The organism is Burkholderia sp. FW306-1C-G01B (assembly GCF_058781685.1).
Map to the genome: position 1 here is coordinate 766153 of NZ_JBYSWZ010000001.1, position 21775 is coordinate 787927.

Annotated in this window: 19 protein-coding genes; 12 read left to right on the top strand and 7 right to left on the bottom strand. The window is 67.5% G+C overall.

The genetic code is table 11. The features are described from left to right. Positions 1 to 969: a helix-turn-helix domain-containing protein gene (locus AC3WLY_RS03585; protein WP_492309144.1), complete on the top strand. Its 969-nt coding sequence runs from the start codon at positions 1 to 3 to the stop codon at positions 967 to 969. A gap of 152 nt (positions 970 to 1121) precedes the next feature. Then, on the top strand, positions 1122 to 2687 hold the full coding sequence (locus AC3WLY_RS03590; protein ID WP_492309143.1) for a GMC family oxidoreductase: 1566 nt from the start codon (positions 1122 to 1124) through the stop codon (positions 2685 to 2687). Positions 2688 to 2772: 85 nt separating this feature from the next. On the opposite strand, the gene AC3WLY_RS03595 is transcribed toward AC3WLY_RS03590, so the two are convergent. Further along, a complete protein-coding gene (locus tag AC3WLY_RS03595; RefSeq protein ID WP_492309142.1) occupies positions 2773 to 3753 on the bottom strand; it encodes a helix-turn-helix domain-containing protein in 981 nt (326 codons plus the stop codon). A gap of 184 nt (positions 3754 to 3937) precedes the next feature. Here AC3WLY_RS03595 and AC3WLY_RS03600 point away from each other — a divergent pair, with 184 nt between their 5' ends. The 6 genes from AC3WLY_RS03600 (at position 3938) to AC3WLY_RS03625 (ending at position 9776) form a co-directional block, all read left to right on the top strand. Then, positions 3938 to 4471, top strand: a complete 534-nt coding sequence (locus AC3WLY_RS03600; protein WP_072445113.1) for a 2,4'-dihydroxyacetophenone dioxygenase family protein — start codon at positions 3938 to 3940, stop codon at positions 4469 to 4471. A gap of 18 nt (positions 4472 to 4489) precedes the next feature. Next, a complete protein-coding gene (locus AC3WLY_RS03605) occupies positions 4490 to 5794 on the top strand; it encodes an MFS transporter (protein WP_492309141.1) in 1305 nt (434 codons plus the stop codon). A gap of 1 nt (position 5795) precedes the next feature. After that, positions 5796 to 6917 (top strand): 2,3-butanediol dehydrogenase, encoded by a 1122-nt coding sequence (locus AC3WLY_RS03610; RefSeq protein ID WP_204422171.1) that lies wholly within the window; start codon positions 5796 to 5798, stop codon positions 6915 to 6917. Next, the gene (locus tag AC3WLY_RS03615) at positions 6895 to 7617 is read left to right on the top strand and encodes an SDR family NAD(P)-dependent oxidoreductase (protein ID WP_425130415.1); all 723 of its coding nucleotides are present in this window, start codon (positions 6895 to 6897) and stop codon (positions 7615 to 7617) included. Before AC3WLY_RS03610 ends, AC3WLY_RS03615 begins: the two co-directional genes overlap by 23 nt. Positions 7618 to 7793: 176 nt before the next feature. Next, positions 7794 to 8885, top strand: coding sequence for a porin (locus AC3WLY_RS03620; RefSeq protein WP_310130159.1), 1092 nt, complete (start codon positions 7794 to 7796; stop codon positions 8883 to 8885). 318 nt (positions 8886 to 9203) lie between these two features. Then, positions 9204 to 9776 (top strand): AidA/PixA family protein, encoded by a 573-nt coding sequence (locus AC3WLY_RS03625; RefSeq protein ID WP_175959848.1) that lies wholly within the window; start codon positions 9204 to 9206, stop codon positions 9774 to 9776. Between the two features lie 137 nt (positions 9777 to 9913). Here AC3WLY_RS03625 and AC3WLY_RS03630 read toward each other — a convergent pair whose 3' ends face one another. From AC3WLY_RS03630 to AC3WLY_RS03650, 5 genes are all read right to left on the bottom strand, one after another. Then, entirely contained in the window at positions 9914 to 12151 is a 2238-nt protein-coding gene (locus AC3WLY_RS03630) for a TOMM precursor leader peptide-binding protein (protein WP_492309140.1), read from the bottom strand. Positions 12152 to 12242: 91 nt separating this feature from the next. Beyond that, complete coding sequence (locus AC3WLY_RS03635) at positions 12243 to 12605, bottom strand: BMA_0021/BMA_0022 family TOMM bacteriocin (RefSeq protein ID WP_425130418.1); 363 nt, start codon at positions 12603 to 12605, stop codon at positions 12243 to 12245. 16 nt (positions 12606 to 12621) lie between these two features. Then, entirely contained in the window at positions 12622 to 12966 is a 345-nt protein-coding gene (locus AC3WLY_RS03640; RefSeq protein WP_175959851.1) for a BMA_0021/BMA_0022 family TOMM bacteriocin, read from the bottom strand. A 33-nt stretch (positions 12967 to 12999) separates the two neighbouring features. Further along, the gene (locus AC3WLY_RS03645; protein ID WP_492309139.1) at positions 13000 to 17040 is read right to left on the bottom strand and encodes a TOMM system kinase/cyclase fusion protein; all 4041 of its coding nucleotides are present in this window, start codon (positions 17038 to 17040) and stop codon (positions 13000 to 13002) included. Continuing rightward, entirely contained in the window at positions 17037 to 18038 is a 1002-nt protein-coding gene (locus AC3WLY_RS03650; protein WP_492309138.1) for an FHA domain-containing protein, read from the bottom strand. The genes AC3WLY_RS03645 and AC3WLY_RS03650 overlap by 4 nt, the downstream gene beginning before the upstream one ends. Positions 18039 to 18253: 215 nt before the next feature. On the opposite strand from AC3WLY_RS03650, the gene AC3WLY_RS03655 reads away from it, so the two are divergent. From AC3WLY_RS03655 to AC3WLY_RS03670, 4 genes are all read left to right on the top strand, one after another. Then, on the top strand, positions 18254 to 18496 hold the full coding sequence (locus AC3WLY_RS03655; RefSeq protein ID WP_492309137.1) for a hypothetical protein: 243 nt from the start codon (positions 18254 to 18256) through the stop codon (positions 18494 to 18496). A gap of 360 nt (positions 18497 to 18856) precedes the next feature. Continuing rightward, positions 18857 to 19567 carry a PadR family transcriptional regulator gene (locus AC3WLY_RS03660; RefSeq protein ID WP_492309136.1) on the top strand — a complete coding sequence of 237 codons (711 nt, stop codon included), beginning with the start codon at positions 18857 to 18859 and terminating at the stop codon, positions 19565 to 19567. Positions 19568 to 19604: 37 nt separating this feature from the next. After that, positions 19605 to 20426 carry a siderophore-interacting protein gene (locus tag AC3WLY_RS03665; protein WP_175959855.1) on the top strand — a complete coding sequence of 274 codons (822 nt, stop codon included), beginning with the start codon at positions 19605 to 19607 and terminating at the stop codon, positions 20424 to 20426. Positions 20427 to 20608: 182 nt separating this feature from the next. Continuing rightward, positions 20609 to 20842: a hypothetical protein gene (locus tag AC3WLY_RS03670; protein WP_034181811.1), complete on the top strand. Its 234-nt coding sequence runs from the start codon at positions 20609 to 20611 to the stop codon at positions 20840 to 20842. 26 nt (positions 20843 to 20868) lie between these two features. Here AC3WLY_RS03670 and AC3WLY_RS03675 read toward each other — a convergent pair whose 3' ends face one another. Continuing rightward, positions 20869 to 21450, bottom strand: a complete 582-nt coding sequence (locus AC3WLY_RS03675; RefSeq protein WP_175959857.1) for an undecaprenyl-diphosphatase — start codon at positions 21448 to 21450, stop codon at positions 20869 to 20871. Positions 21451 to 21775: the final 325 nt, after the last annotated feature.

Sequence of the window (21775 nt, forward strand, 5' to 3'; positions counted from 1 at the left end):
ATGCCGGATACCAGCACGGGGATCGTCACGATCTCGACGCGCGCCGTACGCGGCGCCGAGCGCGTCGACTTCTGGGTCGACCACGTCGCCCGCACGCTCGTGCGGATCGAATGCAGTGGAAAATCGTCCGAAGGCATCGACGCGATGCTGCGCAAGCGCGATCTCGGGCTGTTCAGCGCATGCGACATCGTCGCGAACCGGCACGCGGTCGTGCGTACGCCGCACAACATCCATGCCGACCAGCGCGACGCCGTGTTCATCTGCCTGATGCACGAAGGGCAAGGCTATACGTTCCAGGACGTCGACTGCATGCAGCACGCGTCGGGCGATATCGTCCTCTACGACACGTCGGTGCCGTACGGGCACGGCTTTCCCGCCGACATGGCGATGACCGTGCTCGACGTGCCGCGCGACGTGTTCGAAGCACGTGTCGGGCCGTGGCGCTACCGCAGCCTCGTCAAGATCGATCGCGACGACGGCGTGACATCGTGGGCCGTGCGGCAGCTGTACGCGCTGCTCGCCGCGCCGCAGGAGCCGGCGCCCGGCGCCCGCGAGCCGCGCGCCGTTGCGATACTCGAGCTCGTGCAGTCGATGCTGCGGCTGCGCGACGGCGATGCGTCGCCGACGAAGTCGACCGTCCACACGTTGTCGCGCGCGAAGGCGTTCATCGACAGCCATCTCGCCGACGACGATCTCGACAGTCAGTCGGTGAGCCGCGCGATCAACCTGTCGCCGCGCCAGCTCGCACGCGTGTTCGAGATCGAAGGGATGCCGCTCACGCGCTACATCCTCGCGCGGCGGCTCGAACGTTGCCGCGCCGACCTGCGCGACCGGTCGCTGAAGCACCTGACGGTCAGCGAAATCGCGTTCCGCTGGGGCTTCAACAACAGCGCACACTTCAGTCGCAGCTATCGCGCACGCTTCGGCGAGACACCAAGCGACACGCGCGCGCCGGCCGACGCGCGGTAACCGGACGCCGCAAAACCCGCCACCCGCCGCCGTGTCCGTGCGAGGCAAGCACGGCGTCCGTCCCGGTCAAATGGGCCGCATATCGCTCGCTAAGCTGGCTTCCTGCGCGGCGGCACTCGTTCCGCCGCCCGACAGCAAGGAGAAGAAGCGGGATGGAGACATACGACCATATCGTCGTCGGCGGCGGTTCGGCCGGCTGTACGGTCGCGCATCGGCTGGTGAAGGCCGGCAGGCGCGTGCTGCTGCTCGAGGACGGCCCGAAGGACGACAGCCTGTTCATCCGGATTCCGGCGACGTTCATCCGCGTGCTCGGCACGCGGCGCACGGTCACGTTCGAAAGCGAGCCGCAGCCCGGCGCTGCGGGACGCAAGACCTACGTGCCGCAGGGCCGCACGCTCGGCGGCGGCAGTTCGGTCAACGCGATGCTGTACGTGCGCGGCACGCGCGACGACTACGACGACTGGGCCGCGCTCGGCTGCACGGGCTGGGGCTGGGACGACGTGCTCCCCGTGTTCAAGCGCGCCGAATCGCACCTGCGGCTCTCCGAGCCGTTCCACGGCACCGACGGGCCATTGAAGGTCAGCGACACGCGCTACCGGCATCCGCTGAGCCTCGCGTTCGTGAAGGCCGCGCAGGAAACGGGCCTCGCATACAACGACGACTTCAACGGCGCCGCGCAGCACGGCGTCGGCTTCTATCACACGACGATCTTCGACGGGCAGCGCGGCAGCACCGCGGCCACCTATCTCGCCGACGCGATCGGCCATCCGAACCTGCGCGTGCTGACCGGCTGCCGCGTGACGCGCATCCGGTTCGACGGCCGGCGCGCGACCGGCGTCGAATGGCGAACCGAAAGCGGCGCGACGGGTTCGGCGGCCGCGCGTGCCGACGTCGTGCTCGCGGCCGGCGCGCTGAGCACGCCGAAGCTGCTGATGCTGTCGGGCATCGGGCCCGGCGCGCACCTGCACGCGCACGGCATCGACGTGCTGCATGACAGCCCCGACGTCGGCGCGCACTACCAGGACCACCTCGAAGTATCGATCTACGGCTATAGCCATGCGCCGGTCAGCCTGTTGGGCGAGGATCGCGGGCTGAAGGCGTTGCGGCACGGGCTGCAGTGGATGCTGTGCCGCACGGGCCTGCTGACGTCGAACGTCGTCGAATCCGGCGCGTTCGTCGACACGACGGGCAGCGGCCGGCCGGACATCCAGTTCCACGTGCTGCCGACGCTCGTCGGCGACGTCGGCCGCGAGCCGCTTCCCGGCCACGGCCTGTCGATCAACCCGTGCCTGCTCAGGCCGCGCTCGCGCGGCTCCGTGCAACTGCGCGGCAACGATCCGGCCGCACCGATCCGGTTCGACAGCGGCGCGCTGTCCGACCCGGCCGACGTCGACGGCCTCGTGCGCGGCGTCGCGCTCGCCCGGCAGATCATCCGCGCGCCGTCGCTCGCGCGCATCGTTCGCGAAGCCGAGCCGCTGACCGATGCCGCACTTGCCGACTACGTGCGGCGCCGCGCGAAAACCGTCTATCACCCGGCCGGCACCTGCCGCATGGGCAACGACGAGAACGCGGTCGTCACGCCGCGCCTCGCGGTGCAAGGCATCGACGGATTGCGGATCTGCGACGCGTCGGTGATGCCGCGCATCGTGTCCGGCAACACGAACGCGCCGACGATCATGATCGCGGAGCGTTGCGCGGAGTTCATGCTGGCGGAGTGACGCGGCGCGCGGGCGCCGCACTGCACTGCACTGAAAACAAAAACGGCGCGTGACACACGCGCCGCCGCTACCTCCACTGCCCGGATCAGCACTCCGCCGCGCGCGCCGCATCGCGCAGCGCCATCGGCGACGCGCCGTAGCGCTCGCGAATCGCGCGGCTGAAATGCGCCTGGCTCGAGAACCCCCAGCGGAACGCGATCTCGCCGACGCTCGTCTTGCGCAGCCGCGCATCCGTCAGCTCGCGATACGCGTGCGACAACCGTTCCGACCAGATGTGCTGCGTGATCGACTCGCCTTCGGCCGCAAAGAGCCGGCCGAGATGGCGCAGCGACAGCCCGACCGCATCGGCAACCGCCTGCGGCCCGAGCTCCGGCTCGCCAAGATGCGTCGCGATGTACTGCTTCGCGGTCAGCAGGTACGACAGCGACGCGCGCGATGCGCCTGCGCCGTTCACTTCCGCACCGATGAGTTCCGCGATCAGCGTGCGCGTGTGCTCGGCGAACGCCGCGGCATCGCGCTCGACCGGATCCTTCATGAAGCGCTCGACATTCGCCCTCAGCGTCGCGCCGAGCATCGCGCCCGCGCCCGGCTTCGGCGCGATCCGCAGCGGCAGCGCCGCCAGTTCCGCATCGAGCCGGTCGTCGAACGTCGCGATCGGGATATCGATCAGCAACTGCCGCATCGGCGTCAGGAATCCGAACAGATAAGGCACGCGCGTGTCGTAGACGACGACATCGCCGGCTTCCGCGAGCAGGCACCGGTCGCGCTGGATGAAGTACGCGCGCCCGCTCAGGATCTGGCATGCGAACAGCGATTCCTTCGGCAACTGGCGCACCAAAGCGGGGCTGCGCTCGATCACGTGATCCTGGCCGCTGATGTCGGCGATGCCGAGGCCCGGCAACGCGATGTCGGCCTTCTCGACTTCGAGCCCGGCCGGCGACAGCGACGAGCAGCGCAGGCCGACCAGCGTCGCCGCGTTGAACGCATCCCAGTACGCCATCCGGTCGCGCGCCGGCACGTCGGCCGTCGAGCCTCGCGTGCGTGAAAAAACGGTCGAATTCGTCACGTCGCCTCCTGCTGGCGCCCGTCGTACGGAGCGGCATGCATTGCGGAATTGGGGGATGGATCGTTTAAACGTCGTGCAGTGCGATGTCCGGCGCGGTCAAGCAATTCGTCCAGCCCAGTCAAGAGCGGCGCGCACCGGCTGGCTAAAGTCGAACCCACGACACCCATACACAAGGAGACAAGCCGTGGTCGACAAAGCCGTAGCCGAATTCTGGCAAAACATCCCGCCGATTGCCAATCCGTTCAAGCCCGATGCGCTGCCCGAGGCCTACATCGCGAACGCGGCCACCGACGACGAGCGCTATTACGTTCCGTTCACCGAAACGGTTTCGTCGCGGCCGCTGTGGATCTCGCCGTCGCAGAACAAATGGTGCGACATCCTGATGGCGAAGGAAGCAGGGCTCGTGAACCGGCACTATCACCCGCACGAGGTATTCGCATACACGCTGTCCGGCAAATGGGGCTACCTGGAACACGAATGGACCGCGACGAAGGGCGATTTCGTGTACGAGACGCCGGGCGAAGGCCACACGCTCGTCGCGTTCGACCATCCCGAGCCGATGCGCGCGTTCTTCATCGTCAAGGGGCCGCTGATCTGGCTCGACGATGAAGGCAACCCCGACGGCTATTTCGACGTGCATTCGTACATCGCGATGTGCAAGGCCCACTACGAGAAGGTCGGCCTCGGCGCGCAGGCGATCGAGAAGCTGTTCCGCTGACGCGCGACGAGGCCCGCCATGACATCCCGCCCTTCCCCCAAACTCGCATGGACGTACGAGAACAGGCTGCTGCTGATTCTGTTCATGACGTTCGGCTTCGTGTTCTTCGACCGCCTCGCGCTGTCGTTCCTGTTCCCGTTCATGTCGGCCGAACTGCACCTGACGAATGCGCAGCTCGGCATGGTGTCGTCCGCGCTCGCGCTCACGTGGGCGCTGTCCGGCGCCGCGACCGGTGCGTGGTCCGACGCGCGCGGCACGCGCAAGCCGCTGCTGATCGCGGCCGTGCTCGGCTTTTCCGTGTGCTCGGCGCTGTCGGGGTTCGTCGGCGGCTTCGCGAGCCTGATCGCATTCCGTGCGCTGATGGGCATCGCCGAAGGCCCCGTGCTGCCGCTGTCGCAGTCGCTGATGGTGGAGAGTTCGACGCCGAGCCGCCGCGGGCTGAACATGGGCCTGCTGCAAGGCTCGGCCGCCGGCCTGCTCGGCGCGATGATCGGCCCGCCGGTCGTGATCGGCATCGCGACCGCATACGGCTGGCGCGAGGCGTTCTACGCATCGTGCATTCCGGGCTTCCTGATCGCTTTCTGCATCTGGCGCTGGGTTCGCGAAGTGCCGCCCGGCGGCGCACGGCATGCGCAGGCCGACACCGTCGGCGCGGCAGCGGCGGGCGGCGCCGCGATCAACCGCTGGGCGCTGCTGAAGGAACGCAACATCCTGCTCTGCGTGTTGATCAGTTGCTTCTTCCTCACGTGGTTCGTCGTGGTCATCTCGTTCGCGCCGGTCTTCCTCGTCGACAGCCGCCATCTTTCGCCGTCCGACATGGGCGTCGTGATGACCTGCCTCGGCGCCGCATGGGTGTTCTGGGGCTTCGCGGTGCCGGCGATCTCCGACCGGATCGGCCGCAAGCCGACGATGATCGTGTTCGCGCTGGTCGCCGCCGCGTGCCCCGTCGCGATGATTCACGCGAATTCGCTGTGGGCGCTCTGCGCGCTCGTGCTCGCGACCTACACGGGCCTTGGCTGCTTCACGCTGTTCATGGCGACGATCCCGGCCGAAACGGTGCCGCCGCGCGCGATCGCCAGCGCGCTCGGGCTGATCATGGGCGCCGGCGAGCTGATCGGCGGCTTCGTCGCGCCGACCGTCGCCGGCTTCGCGGCCGACCGCTACGGCCTGCAGTTCGCGATGTGGACGTCGGCAACCGGCGCGATCCTCGCGGGCGTGCTGTCGTTCGGCCTCGTCGAAACCGCGCCTGCCGTGCTGCGCAAGCGCGCGCTCGCCGGCGCCGCCGCGAACCGTCTCGATGCGCAAAACCTCGGAGGACGCTGACATGCGCGCACTTCAATGGCATGGCCCGCGCGACGTCCGTCTCGTGGAAATCGACACGCCGCGCGCGGGGCCGGGCGAGGTGCGCATCGCGGTCGCCTATTGCGGCATCTGCGGCAGCGACCTGCACGAATATGCGGACGGCCCGCACGCGATTCCGGTCGACGCGCCGCATCCGCTATCGCGGCGCACCGCGCCGCTGACGCTCGGCCACGAGTTCTGCGGCACCGTCGTCGAAGTCGGCGCGGGCGTGACGACGCTGAACCCGGGCGACTGCGTCGCCGTCGAGCCCGAGTATCGCTGCCACCAATGCGCATACTGCCGCTCGGGGTCGTACAACCTGTGCGTGTCGATGGGCTTCGCCGGGCTGATGGGCGACGGCGGGATGGCCGACTTCGCGGTCGTGCCGGCCTACATGCTGCATCGGCTGCCCGACGGCGTCAGTCTCGAACAGGCCGCCGTGATGGAACCCGCCGCCGTCGCACTGCATGCGTTGCGCCGCGCCGAACTCCGGCTCGGCGATACCTGCGCGGTATTCGGGCTCGGGCCGATCGGCCTGCTGCTGATCCAGCTCGCGAAGCTGCAGGGCGCGACGACCATCGTCGCGGTCGATGTGTCGCCCGAGCGCCTCGCGGCCGCCGCGCGTCTCGGCGCGACGCACTCGTTCAACGCGCGCTCGCTCGACGCGGCCGTGCTGCGCGATGCGATCCGCGAGGCGTCGGGCGGGCTCGGCGTCGATGCGAGCTTCGAGGCGGCCGGTTTGCCGGCCACGTTCGAAGCGGCGATGCACGCGCTGCGCAAGGGCGGCCGCGTCGTGATGGTCGGCCTGATGCCGCGTGCGGGCTTCGATGCGTTCCGCGCGGTCAACGACGAGCTGACCTTCACGGCAAGCGTCGGCTATCGGCATGCATACGAAGACCTGCTGCGCATCGTCGCGTCGGGCGCGCTCGACCTCACGTCGATCGTTACGCGCACCGTATCGCTCGAAGATGCCGTCGCCGACGGCTTCGACGCACTGCTCGCCGATCGCACACAGATCAAGATTCTGGTTTCCCCCGCGCAGCGGTACGCCCGCCGCGCACACACTGTCGGGAGCATCGAGCATGAGTCGTCCGTTGGCGTTTGAAGGCAAGACTGTCGTCGTGACGGGCGGCACATCGGGCATCGGCGCGCGCACCGCATGGCGGTTCGCGCAAGCCGGCGCATCGGTCGTCGCGCTCGGGCTCGACGCCGCCGGCCCGCATGCGCCCGTGCACGAGCGCATCCGATGCGTCGAACTGAACGTGATCGACAGCGATGCGCTGACAGGCACGATCGCCGCGCTGCCGCGGCTCGACGTGCTCGTCAACGGCGTCGGCATCAGCCGGCACGCGGACGAATACCGGATGGACCAGTTCGAGCTCGTGCTGAACGTAAACCTGACGTCGGTGATGCGCGCATCCGACGCCGCGTTGCCGGCGTTGTCCGCGCACGGCGGCAGTATCGTCAACGTCGCGTCGATGTACACGTACTTCGGTAGCAAGGACCGGCCCGCGTACAGCGCGAGCAAGGGCGGCATCGCGCAGCTCACGCGTTCGCTCGCGCAGGCGTGGGCCGAGCGCGGCATTCGCGTGAACGCGGTCGCGCCCGGCTGGATCGACACGCCGCTCAGCAGCGGGCTGATGGCCGACGGGCACGCGTCGCGGCAGATCCTCGAGCGCACGCCGCTCGGGCGCTGGGGCACCGCCGACGAGGTCGCGAACGTGATCCTGTTCCTGTGCTCGCCCGGCGCGTCGTTCGTCAACGGCGTGGTCGTGCCGGTGGACGGCGGGTATTCGACGGTATAGCGCTCAGCGCGCGGCGTGTCGGCGGGCAGGCAGCCGCTCCCGATGCGCCGTGCGCGACCCGGTCCCTTTCGGTTGCACCTGAATCCGGATCATTCAGGTTCGGGTTTTTCATATCAATCAGTAGTCCAATCAAAAAATATCCGACCCGATCGGAAACATGTGAGGAGCATTTGGAGATGACGAAAAAGACCCTTCTGGCACTCGCGGCCTGCGCGATTCCGGCGGCGGCGTTCGCGCAGAGCAGCGTGACGATGTTCGGATTGATGGACGCCGGCCTCAGTTTCGTCAGCAACGAAGGCGGTCGCGGAAACGCGAAATTCGACGACAACATCTTCTTTCCGAACCTGCTCGGTTTCGAAGGCAAGGAGGATCTCGGCGCAGGCACGCGTGCGATCTTCCGGCTCGTGAACCAGTATTCGCTCGGCAACGGCTCGATCATCGGCGGCGGGTTATTCGCGCGGCAGGCCTACGTCGGGCTGGAAAACGACCGCTACGGCAAGCTCACGCTCGGCAACCAGTACGAGTTCATGGTCGATGCGCTCGCCGCGAGCGGCAACGAGATCGCGCAGGATCTCGTCGGCCTGTACGGCTTCCGCAACGGGCCGTTCGACAAGCTCGCGCTGCCGAACAACCCGACCGGTGCGTTCGACTGGGATCGCGTTGCAGGCAGCAATCGCGTCGCGAACGCCGTCAAGTACACGAGCCCGTCGCTGTCGGGCCTGACCTTCGGCGCACTGTACGGTTTCGGCAACGTTGCGGGGTCGGTCGGCGCGAACAACACGGTCAGCGTCGGCGCGAGCTACGACAACGGCCCGTTCGGCGCGGGCGCGGCCTATACGAATCAGAAATACGGCGCGGCGGCGGGGCTGCCGCCGACCAGCGTACGCAACTGGGGGGCGGGCGTGCACTACACGCTCGGCACGGTCACGGGGAAGGCACTCTTCACGACCGTGCGCAACGCGCAGAACGGCGCGGGCGCGTGGTCGGCGGAGGCCGGTGCGGCGTGGCATCCGTCGCCTGCGTGGGTGGTCGGCACGAGCTACACGTACATGAAAGGCAACGACACGCTCGACAACGCGCATGCGCATCAGATCCTGGCGGCCGTCCAGTACTGGCTGTCGAAGCGCACGATGGTGTACGTGGCAGGCGTTCACCAGCGCGCGAGCCACGGCAGCAACGCGCAGATCAACGGCGTGATGGATGCGAACGGCGCGTCGAGCGGCGCGCTGCAGTCGATCGCTCGGGTCGGGTTCAGTACGCGGTTCTAGGTTCCAGCCTGTCGGCAAATCCTGCCGGCGATCCGCGGCCGGCCTGTCCGGCCAACTGCAGGACGCAGGTTCCGGCGACGCTGGTATATCCGTGTACCGGATGCGGGATTCACATGCACGCGCCGCACATCTCGTCACGCGTGCACTGTAACCACGTGTAATCGATTCGCGGATCAATTCCTCGTACGCTGTCGGTACTCTTCCACGCGCCCGATTTCTCCGCAGGCGCTGCTTCGCAGGATGGGGAGAGATGCCGGCGCCGCGGGCGTCGTCGCTCAACAGAGTGTTCTTCAACGATAAAACGTGAAAGGAACTGCCATGTCTCATACCTTGGATAGCTTCAAATTCATTGACGTCCTGATTGCGTTCGATGTCCAGGAGATTCTGAAACAGAACAACAATACGCTCGGCACGACGCCGGATAAGGCGACCCCGCTCGGGAACAACCCCGATACCGTCTACATGATCACCCCGCTGGCGGATGCGGCGTCTGGCTTTGGCCAAGGCTCGGTGCAAGGTATGTACCAGGGCGAGGGCGGCAGCAACTTGATGCTCAAGGCCAACGTCAACGACATGATTTACTGGCGCACCGTGTCGCTGACGGACACGGAAAACTACAAGTGCTTCCTGTACAGCATCCAAGCGATCAGCGGCAACCTTCTGGGCTATGTTTCGCACATGACCGAGAACACCACCGAGCCTTACCCGGCACAGGGCTGGCCCGACAACAACAGTGTGAAAACAGAGCTGCGCGCGGACTACTGGGCGCAAGCCACCGTGCTCAGTCCCGGCCAAGAGACCTATGCGTTTGTTGCTGCCGTTTACGACCGGCACGCGCACCTGAAGGGCTACGTCACCTGGAAGGCTTACCTCGCCATCAGCCACGGGTGATCTCGAACCGGCGCCTCGACAAGACCGCGGCGTGATCGGCGCGAGGCGCCCGGCAGCACCGGGCGGGAGCAATCGGCCCGCCCGCCGCTTTCCGCTGGCGAAGCCATCCCGCCGCGATGAAACGACAACCGGTTACGTCACAGAAACAGCAGCGCCGGATTCAGTTCCTGTTCGCCGCACGGCTGCGCGCGCCATCCCAGTGCCACCGGAACCGAGTAAAGCCGTCGCGCGCCGAAACGCGGCCAGAAATGGCACAGCCCCGGCGCGATGACCTGCACCACGGATAAGCCGATGTCGGGCCGCGTCTTGTCGACGACGAGCACGTCCATGCCGGCCGCCGCGATGCGCCCGACGCAATGCGCGAGCGCCGCCGGCAACGACTCAGCGTCGCTCGGCCGCCACGTCGAGCGCGTCGTGCAGCGCACGCCGTTCGCCGGATACAGAAATCCGGTTGCCGACAGTTTGTCGCGATCCCACGGGTGCGGCGCCTCCGCTGCGACGTCGAGCAACTGGTTGACTTCGGTCAGCGCGCGCTGCACCGCGATTCGGCCGTCCGGATGGCAGCCGAAGCCGATCGAGAAACGCCCGTCCTGCGGATTTTCCGCCAGAGCGGCCACGGTCGGCACCCCGAGATCGGTAGTGATGTCGAGCGCCCACAAACGCCACCCGAACGTCGCGTATTCGCGCACGAGCGCATCGAAATACGGATCGTCGAAACTCGCGAGATCGATGCCGGGGCGCGGGATCCGGTTGTACCACCAGATCGCGACCGCATCGCGCTCGATCAATTCGAGCATGCCCTGCAAAATCGCCTCGTCGACGTTCGATCCCGCCGCGCAGCCGTTGGGATTGTGCACGCATGCGGCATGCACCCGCGCACTGTCGGGCGTTTCCGCATAGCAGTAGCTCAGCGGCACGAGATGGCGCCTGCCGGTCACGAGCGACCAGGCCGGCGTCCAGTCGATGACGTCGCGCGCGGTGAAACGCGGCGGTACCTGCTTTCGAACATCGCGGGTCAATGCGTTGATCGCGTCGCGCGCGTCGAATTGCCGTTCGCTGAACTGCTGAAGATCGTTCACGTGAATCGGTAGGGCATCGCATGCCGGATCGGCGAGCAGGCTTTCCATGCTTCCCGTCAACGTCGCCTCGTCGCCTTGATACACGCTGCTGAATCGTTCGAGCGCCTCGCATAGCGCGCTCACGCGGGCCTGATCGTCGGTGCGGCCTTTGCCCGAGCAGATCCTGTCGAACCGGTTGCTGCCCGGTACGGCGGCCGGGCACACGAGAAAACCCGACGCATAGACCTTGCGCAGGCCCGCGTGCCGCTTCGGCATCGGGTGCAGATACGCGATCGCGCCGCTGACCGGCGATATCAGATGGGCATAACGCTCGAACACCTGTTGCGGATCGGCGGTACGGTAGCCGCCGTCGGCGCGCGCCAGCGGCGCATGATCGGCGAGTTGCGGCGCCCGCGCCGCCTGCTCGCGCATCCATGCGGAATTGCCGCAGCACGGGCATTGCGGACGCTTCAGCACGCGGTGCCGCTCGGCGGCCAACGTGTCGATGCGCTGCGCCACGATATGCGTTTCCAGCCGTTCCGATGCCGTGCGGCTGACCGCGATCTGCTCGACCGTCGCCGCCACGAGCGCCGCCGCTGCTGCTGCCCCGGCACGCGAGGCGGCCGGCGGCAGACGCGTCGCGTCGCTGCCGTGATGGCGCGCAAGCAGCGCCTCGACAGGCCGGTTGATGCGAATCCAGTAGCGCACGCATTCGATGCACGGCGCGTCGGCCAGCGCACCGCGGCCGGCCAGCAACGGCCCGATCAGCGTCTGCACGCCACCGGCCGCCACGACGAGCAATGCGCCGCCGCGCGCCGCTGCGCGGGCGGCGCACGCGGCGAGATCGTCGCGGTCGTGCGTATCGGTGATCGCGACGGTCAATTCGGCGTCCGGCACGACATCGATGCCGGCCGTGTCGAGCGCGCGCCTGAGCGCCGCATCGTCGGCGCCGAACGCCTCGACCGCGACGCGCAGTTGAGCGACGCGCGCGCAGGCCGCGTCGCCGTCGAGTCCGGCGCGCTCGAAGAAGCCGCGCGCCGCATCGTCGTCGTGCGGCGCGTCGGCGCGTACGTACCCGCGGCGCACCAGATGATCGAGCCGCGCGAGCACGTCCCATTCTCCGAACGTGCCGCCAAGCGATGTCACGATCTCGGCGATCGACATCCGCGCCCGCAAACAGGCGGCGATCTGAACGAAGATCGCACCGGACAGCATCGCGCGTTTGAATTCGTCGACGACGAACAGCGTCTCGGGGCCCGCATCGAGCACGAGCAAATGCGGTTTGAAGCGCAACACGCGCGAAAGGTCATCAAGCATAGTCGGGTTCCGTGCGGCGGGTAAAAAAACATCGCGTGCCCCGGACAGCCGGCCCGGGGCACGCGACGGTGCGCGGCTCGGCCGCGGCAGGTCAGCAGCAGGTGAACAGGTAGCTCGGCCCGGCGTCGCAGTAGGCCGCGAGCGCGACGGCCTCTTCGTCCAGGTTCGTCGGTTGCTCCGGTATGCCGACCGTCATCACGTTGCGCGGCAGGTTCCAGCTACCGCTGCCGTTTCCGTGGCTCGTCCAGCCATGATCGCCGCCCGTTTTGACGACCTCGATGTCGATGATCCACGGGCACTGGTAACCGAAGTATTTCGCGAGTGTCTCCAGCGGCTTCTCCAGCAGCTCGCCCTTGAACTCCGGGTTCCGCCACGAAAGCGCGATCGCACGCAGATAGACCTTCTGAAACTCCAGCATCGATTCGAGCGTCGGATTAGCGTTGTCCTTTGCCATGTCGGTTTCCCCGAGGTCATTCCATGATGGTGATGTGGTTCGCGTTGTACGCGGCCAGCGCCTGCGCGAATTGCGCCTCGTCCGCCGGTGCGGGCGGCAGAAACAGGGTGAGCTTGTTTTTCCGGCCGCCCGTCCAGTCGCCGTTGACGCCCGGTGTCCAGGCCGACGATTTGGTCTGCACCTTCAGGTCGAGGCTGAACGGAAAGTGATAGTCGAAATGCTCGCGCAACGCGTGGACCGGATCGGCCTCGAGTTCGTCGAGAAACGCCGGGGAATGCCACGCGAGGGCGATCGCCCGGATGACGGTTGCCCGGTATTCGAGAAACTGTTCGTACGTCGGTAATCGAAGATCCTTGCTCATCGGTATGTTCTCCTGATTGACGAATGGAACCACTTACGGCAACGACTGCAACATCGCTTCGGCGAGCCTGGCAATGCGGCCCATGCCCGCCGTTGCTGCGACTTCGCATGCACGCCGGCACGCGGCCAGCGCGGCCACGCCGCCGCATCGCGGATCGGCCTGGCGCAAGTACTCGGACTTCTTCAGCAGCAGCTGTGCTTCGTAATACCGTTCTCCGGTCGACTCGCACCATGCGAGACACTGCTCGATCTGCGCGAGCGCGGCGTGGTAATCGCCTCGCCCGGCGTCCAGCTCGGCAAGCAGCGACGCATAGTAGGTCAGGCCGAGCAGGCCGCCCGACCGCCGCTGCGCATCGAGATGCGCGATGATGCCCGCACGACTCCCTTGCGCCCACGCATGAATGATCGCGGCGTAGTGCTCGACCGCGCGCAGCCGATGCACGTCCGACAGACGGAGAATCGCTTCCGACAGCGTGCGGGCCGCGTCTCGATCGCCCGCCAGCTGGTGCGTGCGCGCGAGGTACATCATCGTGACGCCGAGCGTCGGCAGATGATCGAGGCAGGTCGCGCAATACACCGCGTCGCGCGCCATCGCGAGCGCGGCTTGCGGATCGTCGTCCATGCACCAGCGCACGCTCGCGAGCGACGCCATCGTCCACGCGCGCGTATCGAGCCCCAGGATGCGCCGATGATCCGCGTCGCGCCGCACGTCGTAGCCGGCCAGCACCGCGTCGAACGCGGCGCGGGCGCGCGCATAGTCGCCGTCGACCCACAGGCTCATGCCGCGCATCGCGTCCGCCGCGACCTGGACGCCGGCATCGCCGCGCTCGGTCGCGAGCGCGTCGAGCCGCATGCCGATCCCGCGCACGGTGGGACGATCGCCGGCGACGTGGTAGTAGGTCGACAGCGTCCATAGCGCGCTGATCTCGAGCTCCGGGTCGTCGAGCGTCTGCATCTGCCGCAACAGTTGCTCCGCATGCTCGCGCACCTGCGGATCCGCCCAGCCGAACCGCGCCATCATCGCGTGCGTCAACGTGGCGCGGATGCGCGCGCTGTCGTGCTCGCGGTGCGCGTAGTCGGCGTTGCCGAGCCAGTCGAACACGGCCTGCCCGTAGCGGATCGCGTCGTCGTACCGGGAACGTTCGAGTGCGCGGCGCGCCGCGTCGATGCCGTGGGCGATCGCGTCGGCGAAGGCACCCGCGCGCGCGAAGTGCCCGGCGACGCCGAACGCATGCGCACCGGCGCCGCGGTCGGCTTGCGCGACCAGCGCGCGGCCGACGCGGGCGTGGTTGCCGCGCCGCACGGCGGGCGGCATCGATTCATAGGCCGCATCGCGAATCAACGCGTGGCGGAACGAATAGAACACGCGATCGCGCCGATGTTGCGCGTACACGATCCGCTCTTCGAGCAGCAGCCGCAGATGCGCGTCGAGCGTGACGCGATCATGCGGCGATGCGTCGGCGAGCAATTGCGCATCCACCTCGAGCCCGATGGTCGCGGCGAGCTGCGCGGTGTCGCGCGCGTCGTCGATCCGGTCGAACACAAGACCGAGCATGCCGCCCAGGCTGAGCGGAAGCGGATAAGGATCCGTTGCCCGCAGCCCCGCGAGCGCGCCGTCCGCGCCGTTCATCATCAACTCGCGCGCGACGGCCTCGATGAACAGCGGGATGCCCGCCGTGCGCTGGGCGAGCTGATCGAGCCAGGCTGGATCGAGCACGCCCCGGCCCAGACACGCCGACATCAGGCGCTGCGCGTCGTCGCGCGGAAGGCGGCGCAGCACCACGCGTTCGGTCGCGCCGCGCCAGCGCCCGAGCTTGTCGGGGCGCGACGTAAACACGATGCCGAGCGCCGCCGCGTGCGGCGAGCGCTGCAGGTACGCAAGAAAGTCCTCGGTCGAGCGATCGATCCACTGGACGTCCTCGACAACGAGCAGTACCGGCGCGCCGTTGCCGAGCGACACGATCAGTTGCCCGAGGACGTCGAACAGCGCGTGCTGTTCGCGCGCACTCGACCACAGGAACCCCTTCGCATCGCAGGGCAGCCCCAGCCAGGTCGCGAGCGCGACACGGGCCGCCGCGTGATCGCATTCGAGCGGCGCGATCATGGCGTCGATCGCCGCGAGCGCCGGACCGGCCGGGCTGTCGGCGTCGATATGCCAATGCGCACCGATGAATCGCAGGATCGGAAACAGCGCATGATTCTCCCGCTCGGGCAGGCACCCGCAATGCGCGAAGGCGTGGCCCTGAATCCGGACAGCCTCGCACAACTCGTGCACGAGGCGCGACTTGCCGATTCCCGCGTCGCCGACGACGAGCCGCGGCACACCGTGCGGCGCAGGCTCGCCGCGCATCACGCGACGATGCCGCGCGAGCGTCTCCCGCCACGCGCGCAACAGCGCGTCGAGTTCGCGCGTGCGGCCGACCATCGGCGCCCGCATGCCGGCGTCGAGCGAATCGAACGGCGTATCGGCGCGACGCTCGCCGAGCAATTCATGAACCGGCTGCGGCACGAGGCCCGCCCGCGCCAGCCGCAACGAGGTCGGCCGACAGTCGGCATGCCGTTCGAGCGCAAGCCGCGCATCGTCGCTGATCAGGATCTGCCCGGGCCCGGCAAGCCGCAGCAGCCGCGCCGCCGCGGCGGGCGTCGAGATGCCCGACATGCGCGACGCATGAGCGAGAACCTGCCCGACGTGAATCGCGGCGGCCACTTCGACGCGCCAGCCTTCGCCGCCGGCCGCTACCGACGCCGGCAGCCGTGCGCGCTCGGCCACCCGCACCATGTCGAGCGCCGCGCGCGCCGCACGGCGCGCCGGCCGGTCGATGTCGCCGTGCAGGCCGAAATGGAACAGCAGCGTGTCGCCGAGCCGTCCGTCGACCTGCGCGCCATAACCGACGGCGATGTCGGCGCACTTCGTCAGCCATTGCTCCTCGTAGCCGTCGAGCAAGTCGCCGTGATCGGTTCCGGCATGGCGCCGCCGCCCCTCTCCGGAGATCGTCACGCAACAGCACAGCGTGGTGATCTGACGGTACTCGCCCACCGTTGCGATCGTCTCGCTGCGCGGCGCGAACGGGCGCGGACGCGTCTGCCCGCTTGCGCGGCCGGCATCGAACTGGCCGACGAGCGCGGCGAAGTTGAGCGCGCGAAACGGCTCCGCGAGTTCGTCGGCCGACGCGGCGCGCTGTTCCGGATTCTTGCTCAGCGCACGCCGCAATACCGAGCCGAGCGGATGCGACGCGATCGACCGAGGGAGCGCGACATCCACCGGGCTGAGCTGCTGATAGAGAATGTCGGCCACGCTCGCGCCGTGCATGACGACATCGCCCGTCAGGCATTCGATCACGATCAGGCCCCACGCATACAAATCGCTCCTGGGCGTCGGCGGCTCGTTGCGCAATTGCTCGGGCGCGCAGTAGGGCGGCGAGCCGAGCACCTCGGTCGCCAGCGTCGAAGTCTGACGCGCGATGTCTTCCGTGCCGGGCAGCAACGCGCCGATGCCGAAATCGAGAAGCTTCGCGTGCGGCCCGTCGTCGGCCATCGTGATCGCGATGTTCTGCGGCTTCAGGTCCCGATGCACGATGCCCCGCCGATGCGCGGCCGCGAGCGCGTCGAGCACCTCCGTCATCAGCCGGCCCGTGTCGACGGCCGACAGCGGCCCCTGAGCCGCGAGCCGATCGCGCAAGGTCCGGCCCTGTACCAGCTCGAATACGGCGAACAGCCGGCCGTCGGGCGCTACCCCCTTGTCCAGCAACGCCACGATGTTCGGGTGCCGCAGCGCTTCGCACAGGCTCGTCTCGCGCTGAAAGCGCACACGCTGGCGCGCGCGCTCCGTCGCGGTACGCGCGGCGTCGTCCCGCATCAGCTTGATCGCGACGTCCTGCCCCGTCTCGCCGCAGGTCGCGCGAAACACCACGCCATTGCCGCCTTCGCCGAGCAGTGAGCCGAGCCGGTAATGCCACTTGCCGGCAAGTTCCGCGAAAGGCGCGGCGCTCTGGCGGGGTTGCCGGGGTTCAAGTGCTTCCGGCACGACGGGCGCGCGGGACACGGTCGGCAACACGGCCGGTTCTCCCGTGCTCACGAGTAATGGGCGACCGGGTCGGGCGCCGGACGATGCACGCCGATACGCGGCAGGGCGGCCGGCACCGACTGGCATTCGAGATGCTCGCCGCGCATGACGCGGAACGGAAACTCGCCGAACCGGACGCTGCCGCGCCGGCGCTCGACGAGCTGGCTCGCGTCCAGCCCCGGCAGGGCCGCAAACTGGCTCCGGGCGCGGTGAATCTGCACGTTGACATGGGACGTGTCGATGCCGAGCATGCGCGCCAGCCGGTCGAGTTCGATCCAGCCTTGCGTGGCGGCGTCGTAGCCGGCCTGCATGTCGGCCGCGCGCGCCCGGGCGAGCGTGACGAGACTGTAGTGATGGGCGCGCTCGCCGAGGTCGACCACGCCGCCGCGGACATGCAACAGCATGCGCACGTGCTCTTCGTCGCGGCTGACGAAGAATTCGAGCAATTGCGCCGGCGCGGCCGGATCCGCGGGCGCGGCGAGCATCATTGTCGAGCCGTTGCGCACGACCGCCAGGCGCCACGTGACGTCGCCGGTCGATACTTCATCGCCGTCATGAAGCGCGCGCGGCGGCAACGTGTCGTCGCACAGCCATTCGCCGGCCGGCGACCGGACAATCGTGACCGGCTGCGCGGCGCGTGTGGCCAGGATCTGGCGCGGCGCGAGCACGATCGGATGCGCGGCGCCTCGTATCGGCCACAGCGTATCGGCCGGATCGTCGAGCGCATCGACGCGCCATGGCGCGATACCCGCCCTGCCGAACCGGATTACGTCGCCTGGCTGAAGCACCACGTGCTCGCCGTGGCGCAACGGCACGCCCGAAACCGACGTGCCGTTGCTGCTGTGATCGTGAAGCTCCCACCGCCCGCCGATCCAGCGGACATGGGCATGGACTCGGGACACCGACGCGTCCCGGATGACCGTGTCGCAGCGCGCGGCATCGCGGCCGAACACGTGATAGGCGCGGAGCAGGCACGCTTCTCCGGATGAATCGTTCTTGAGTATCGCCATGGTCGCCCCGCGTCGGATTCGCCCGGATCGCTCGAGTGACGCATCGGCGCTGCCGGGCGAGCGATTGATTCAATGATCGCGAACAATATCGACTGTTCGCCGCCTCGTTACCAAATTTCTCGTCAGCTTCCTTTCGAATCGTTGCTCATCCGGCACCTGTTATTTCGGTAAATTGAATGGTCGACTGTTTTGTTGTTTTAATATCGAGCAACTTGTTGAAAATCCTGCCAAATAAAATCACGCGCCGCAACCGGAATACTCAATCACGGGTTTTATATTGCAATGCTTTACAATTTTCGATGAATTTTCGGGTTGCAAATAAAGGGTCGAAAATCTTCATCGACGTGCAAGCCATGGCCGACGTGCGTCGCATGGATGAGATCACATTGAATGACGGGGCGGATTTAAACACCTTTGCCGCCGCGGAAATTTTGTTTGATGAACCGAAAATAAATTAAATCATTTCAGTTATTTAAATAATAACCTTTGGCGTTTTGGTAATCGGCATTACTTCATTTATTGCGACATGCCGATGTATCAACGGCGAAAGTCTTGCGGTGTCATCGACAGGCAAATGAGGGTCGGCACGGCTGTGTCTCATGATCGATTGCGTCAACGACTGGGAAAGCGCACATGGCGCCCCCGGTCCGATCGTCAGGATCGACTCGCCAAAGAGATTGAGAGAACGCATCGACGGGAATTCTCATCGCAAGCAGACGGACGCGGACGCCCTCCATCCAACCCCAATAAATCCCTCTTGACGCCCTATCTTTCGATATATATCTTTAGATATGTTTTACGACATACAGGACACGATCATGCGACACCCCCCCTCCCGCGGCCATGCCCGATGCGACGGTCATGGTGCGCATGCCCGCCCTGACTGGTTCGCCGGTCTCTGGTACGCGATCGGCCGCCACCGTCGCGGCCACGATCCGTTCGGCGGCGGCCCGTTCGGCGGCCGTGGCGGGCGCGGCGGCTTTGGCGGTTTCGGCGACGACGGCATGCCGCGCGGCCGCCAGTTCACGTCCGACGATCTCCAGCTGCTGCTGCTCGCGCTGGTCGCCGAGCAACCGAGCCACGGCTACGAGCTGATCAAGGCGCTCGACACGCGTTCGAACGGTTTCTACAGCCCGAGCCCCGGCATGGTGTATCCGGCGCTCACCTATCTCGAGGAAGTCGGCTTCGTCGCATCGCAGGCGGAAGGCAATCGCAAGCGCTATGCGCTGACCGACGCCGGCCGCGCGCATCTCGACGCACAGCGCGAACGCGTCGACACGCTGTTCGCGCGCCTCACGCACCTCGCACGCAAGATGGAATTCATGCGCCGCGCGTTCGCCGGGGAATCGGCGGGCAACGAAGCTCAGGACGAATCGCAGGCCGGCTGGCTGCCGGAGTTCGTCGAGGCGCGCGTCGCGCTCAAGCGGGCGCTGCTGCACAAGAGCGCCGCCGGCCCCGACGAACAGCGCCGCATCGCGGCAATCATGCGCCGCGCAACAGCCGAAATCGAAGGCGGCACCGGCGCGTAATCCGCGCCGCCCCGTCAAACATCAGGAGAACGGATTGATGCAGAACACATCCGAGCGCACCGTGACCCGCGTGCGCCATACCCTCAAGTTCCGCCTGCTGCAGGTCCTGCGCGTGCATGCCGTGACGCCGCATCTGCTGCGCGTCACGCTCGGCGGCCCCGATCTCGCGGATTTCGAATCCGCATCGTTCGACGATCACGTGAAGGTATTTTTCCCGCCGCCCGGCGCCGAACGGCCCGCGATGCCGACGCTCGGCGCGAACGGCCCCGAGTTTCCCGAAGGCGAACCGAAGCCGGTCGCGCGCGACTTCACGCCGCGCCGCTTCGACCATGCCGCGTGCGAACTGGATCTGGAATTCGTGCTGAACCATCCTGGCCCCGCGTCGCAGTGGGCAGCGCAGGCGCGCGTCGGCCAATGGCTGGGTATCGGCGGCCCGCGCGGTTCGTTCGTCGTCCCGACCGGTTTCGACTGGCACCTGCTGATCGGCGACGATACGGCGCTGCCGGCTGTCGCACGGCGTCTCGAGGAACTGCCGGCCGGCGCGCGCGCGGTGGCCGTGCTGGAAGTCGCGGACCGCACCGCGCAGATTTCGTTCGATACGCGCGCCGACGTGCATGAAATCTGGCGCTTCCGCGCGGAAGCCGACGCGGCGGACGGCGACGTGCTGCTGAATGCGGTTCGCGACCTGCCGCTGCCGCCGTCCGGCGACGGCTACGTGTGGGCGGCCGGCGAAGCGCTGTCGATGCGCGCGGTGCGCCAGCACCTGACCGGCGAGCGCGGCGTCGACAAGTCGCGCATCCGCGCGGCGGCCTACTGGAAGCGCGGCGCGGCGGCCGTGCACGAAACGCTGGAAGATTGACGCGACGGGCATCCGGGCATACGGGCATCCGGCGTACGCGCACCCGGCCGGCGAACGGGTGATGCGACCGTGGCGCCGGCGCACCAACGGGCTTGGCATCGGCATCGCGGCTGGTATATATGTACGTCTGCGTCGCCGCTGTCACGCGACAGCCGCCGCAGCCCGTCCAGGAGCGCCCGGTCATGACAAAAGAAAGCCACGCTTCGCCGTTCCTTCGCAACCTGAAGATCGCCGGCTATTGCGGCCTCGCCGCGGTCGTACTCGCGCTGTTCGTCGCGATGTGCGCAATCCTGAAGGAAAGCGCCCTTGAACGCGACGCCGCGCAGCATCCGGCCGATACGCCCGAACTGCACGATGCGGGCGGCGGCCCGTCCGCATCGGCCGAATCGGCCCACACGCCGGGCTCGCCCGGCTGACGGCCTCCTGCCCGACGTCCTTCCGCTTACGGCGCGTGCCGGCGCCCCATCACGGCCGCGTGCACCGAATCGCCGAACCGTTCGAGCAGCGCAGTCACACGTTGCCCGTAGAGGTGCGCAGCCAGCGCGCCGGCCGTGCCGACCAGCACGCCGCCCGCCATGTCGAACGGCCAGTGCACGCCCGCATAGATACGCCCCCACGCAATCGCCGCGGCCATCGCGGCCATCACGAACCCGGTGAGCCGGGTCGTGCCGCCGAGCATCAGGCCAAGCGCCATGCTCCATGCGAACGTCATGTGATCGCTCGGAAACGAGCTGTCCGGCGCGTGCGGAATCAGCTGCGCGCCGACGCCGGCCATGAACGGCCGCGGCGAGAACCAGAAATGTCCGAGCAGCTGCGCGAGCGCGAGCGCCGCGCATACGCCGACGCCGGCTTCGATCGCCTGGCGCCGCGTCGGGCGCGTGCCGAAGATCCAGGTCAGCAGCAGCATCGCGGGCAGCGCATAGACAAGCCAGTCGGCGGCGAAGATCGCAACGCGAGCCATACCCGGCTGCGGCGCATGCCCGGCGTTGATGGCGGAAAAGAGGGCGAGATTGAGGTTCTGCATGAATCCGGTTGCGTGGGGCATAAAGATTCGACCGGTTGCCCGATCGGACACGAACGATGCTAGGGCGCGCCCGCTTAAGCGATGCTTAATGCGGCAGGCCTGCGGGACAGGGCGCGACCGCTGCGGCGAACGCACTTAGAGCCTGCAGCTCAATACAAGTTCACGAAATTGTCATATTCCCGCGCGACCGTCTCCCGGAAAGGCTCACCTGACATCCCGTAAAGACTCACCTTTTTCACATCGTGGCGTCATCGACGCGTGCGAGCATCGGGGCGCCGGGCGCCATTCAGGCCGTTTGCGTCGTTCGTCTCAATATTTGCGCGGT

What these genes read in the sequence shown, in the direction of transcription:
- AC3WLY_RS03585 (WP_492309144.1), top strand. Translation starts at nt 1, where the DNA reads ATGCCGGATACCAGCACGGGGATCGTCACGATCTCGACGCGCGCCGTA.
- AC3WLY_RS03590 (WP_492309143.1), top strand. Translation starts at nt 1,122, where the DNA reads ATGGAGACATACGACCATATCGTCGTCGGCGGCGGTTCGGCCGGCTGT.
- AC3WLY_RS03605 (WP_492309141.1), top strand. Translation starts at nt 4,490, where the DNA reads ATGACATCCCGCCCTTCCCCCAAACTCGCATGGACGTACGAGAACAGG.
- AC3WLY_RS03610 (WP_204422171.1), top strand. Translation starts at nt 5,796, where the DNA reads ATGCGCGCACTTCAATGGCATGGCCCGCGCGACGTCCGTCTCGTGGAA.
- AC3WLY_RS03615 (WP_425130415.1), top strand. Translation starts at nt 6,895, where the DNA reads ATGAGTCGTCCGTTGGCGTTTGAAGGCAAGACTGTCGTCGTGACGGGC.
- AC3WLY_RS03620 (WP_310130159.1), top strand. Translation starts at nt 7,794, where the DNA reads ATGACGAAAAAGACCCTTCTGGCACTCGCGGCCTGCGCGATTCCGGCG.
- AC3WLY_RS03625 (WP_175959848.1), top strand. Translation starts at nt 9,204, where the DNA reads ATGTCTCATACCTTGGATAGCTTCAAATTCATTGACGTCCTGATTGCG.
- AC3WLY_RS03630 (WP_492309140.1), bottom strand. Translation starts at nt 12,151, where the DNA reads ATGCTTGATGACCTTTCGCGCGTGTTGCGCTTCAAACCGCATTTGCTC.
- AC3WLY_RS03635 (WP_425130418.1), bottom strand. Translation starts at nt 12,605, where the DNA reads ATGGCAAAGGACAACGCTAATCCGACGCTCGAATCGATGCTGGAGTTT.
- AC3WLY_RS03640 (WP_175959851.1), bottom strand. Translation starts at nt 12,966, where the DNA reads ATGAGCAAGGATCTTCGATTACCGACGTACGAACAGTTTCTCGAATAC.
- AC3WLY_RS03650 (WP_492309138.1), bottom strand. Translation starts at nt 18,038, where the DNA reads ATGGCGATACTCAAGAACGATTCATCCGGAGAAGCGTGCCTGCTCCGC.
- AC3WLY_RS03660 (WP_492309136.1), top strand. Translation starts at nt 18,857, where the DNA reads ATGCGACACCCCCCCTCCCGCGGCCATGCCCGATGCGACGGTCATGGT.
- AC3WLY_RS03665 (WP_175959855.1), top strand. Translation starts at nt 19,605, where the DNA reads ATGCAGAACACATCCGAGCGCACCGTGACCCGCGTGCGCCATACCCTC.
- AC3WLY_RS03670 (WP_034181811.1), top strand. Translation starts at nt 20,609, where the DNA reads ATGACAAAAGAAAGCCACGCTTCGCCGTTCCTTCGCAACCTGAAGATC.
- AC3WLY_RS03675 (WP_175959857.1), bottom strand. Translation starts at nt 21,450, where the DNA reads ATGCAGAACCTCAATCTCGCCCTCTTTTCCGCCATCAACGCCGGGCAT.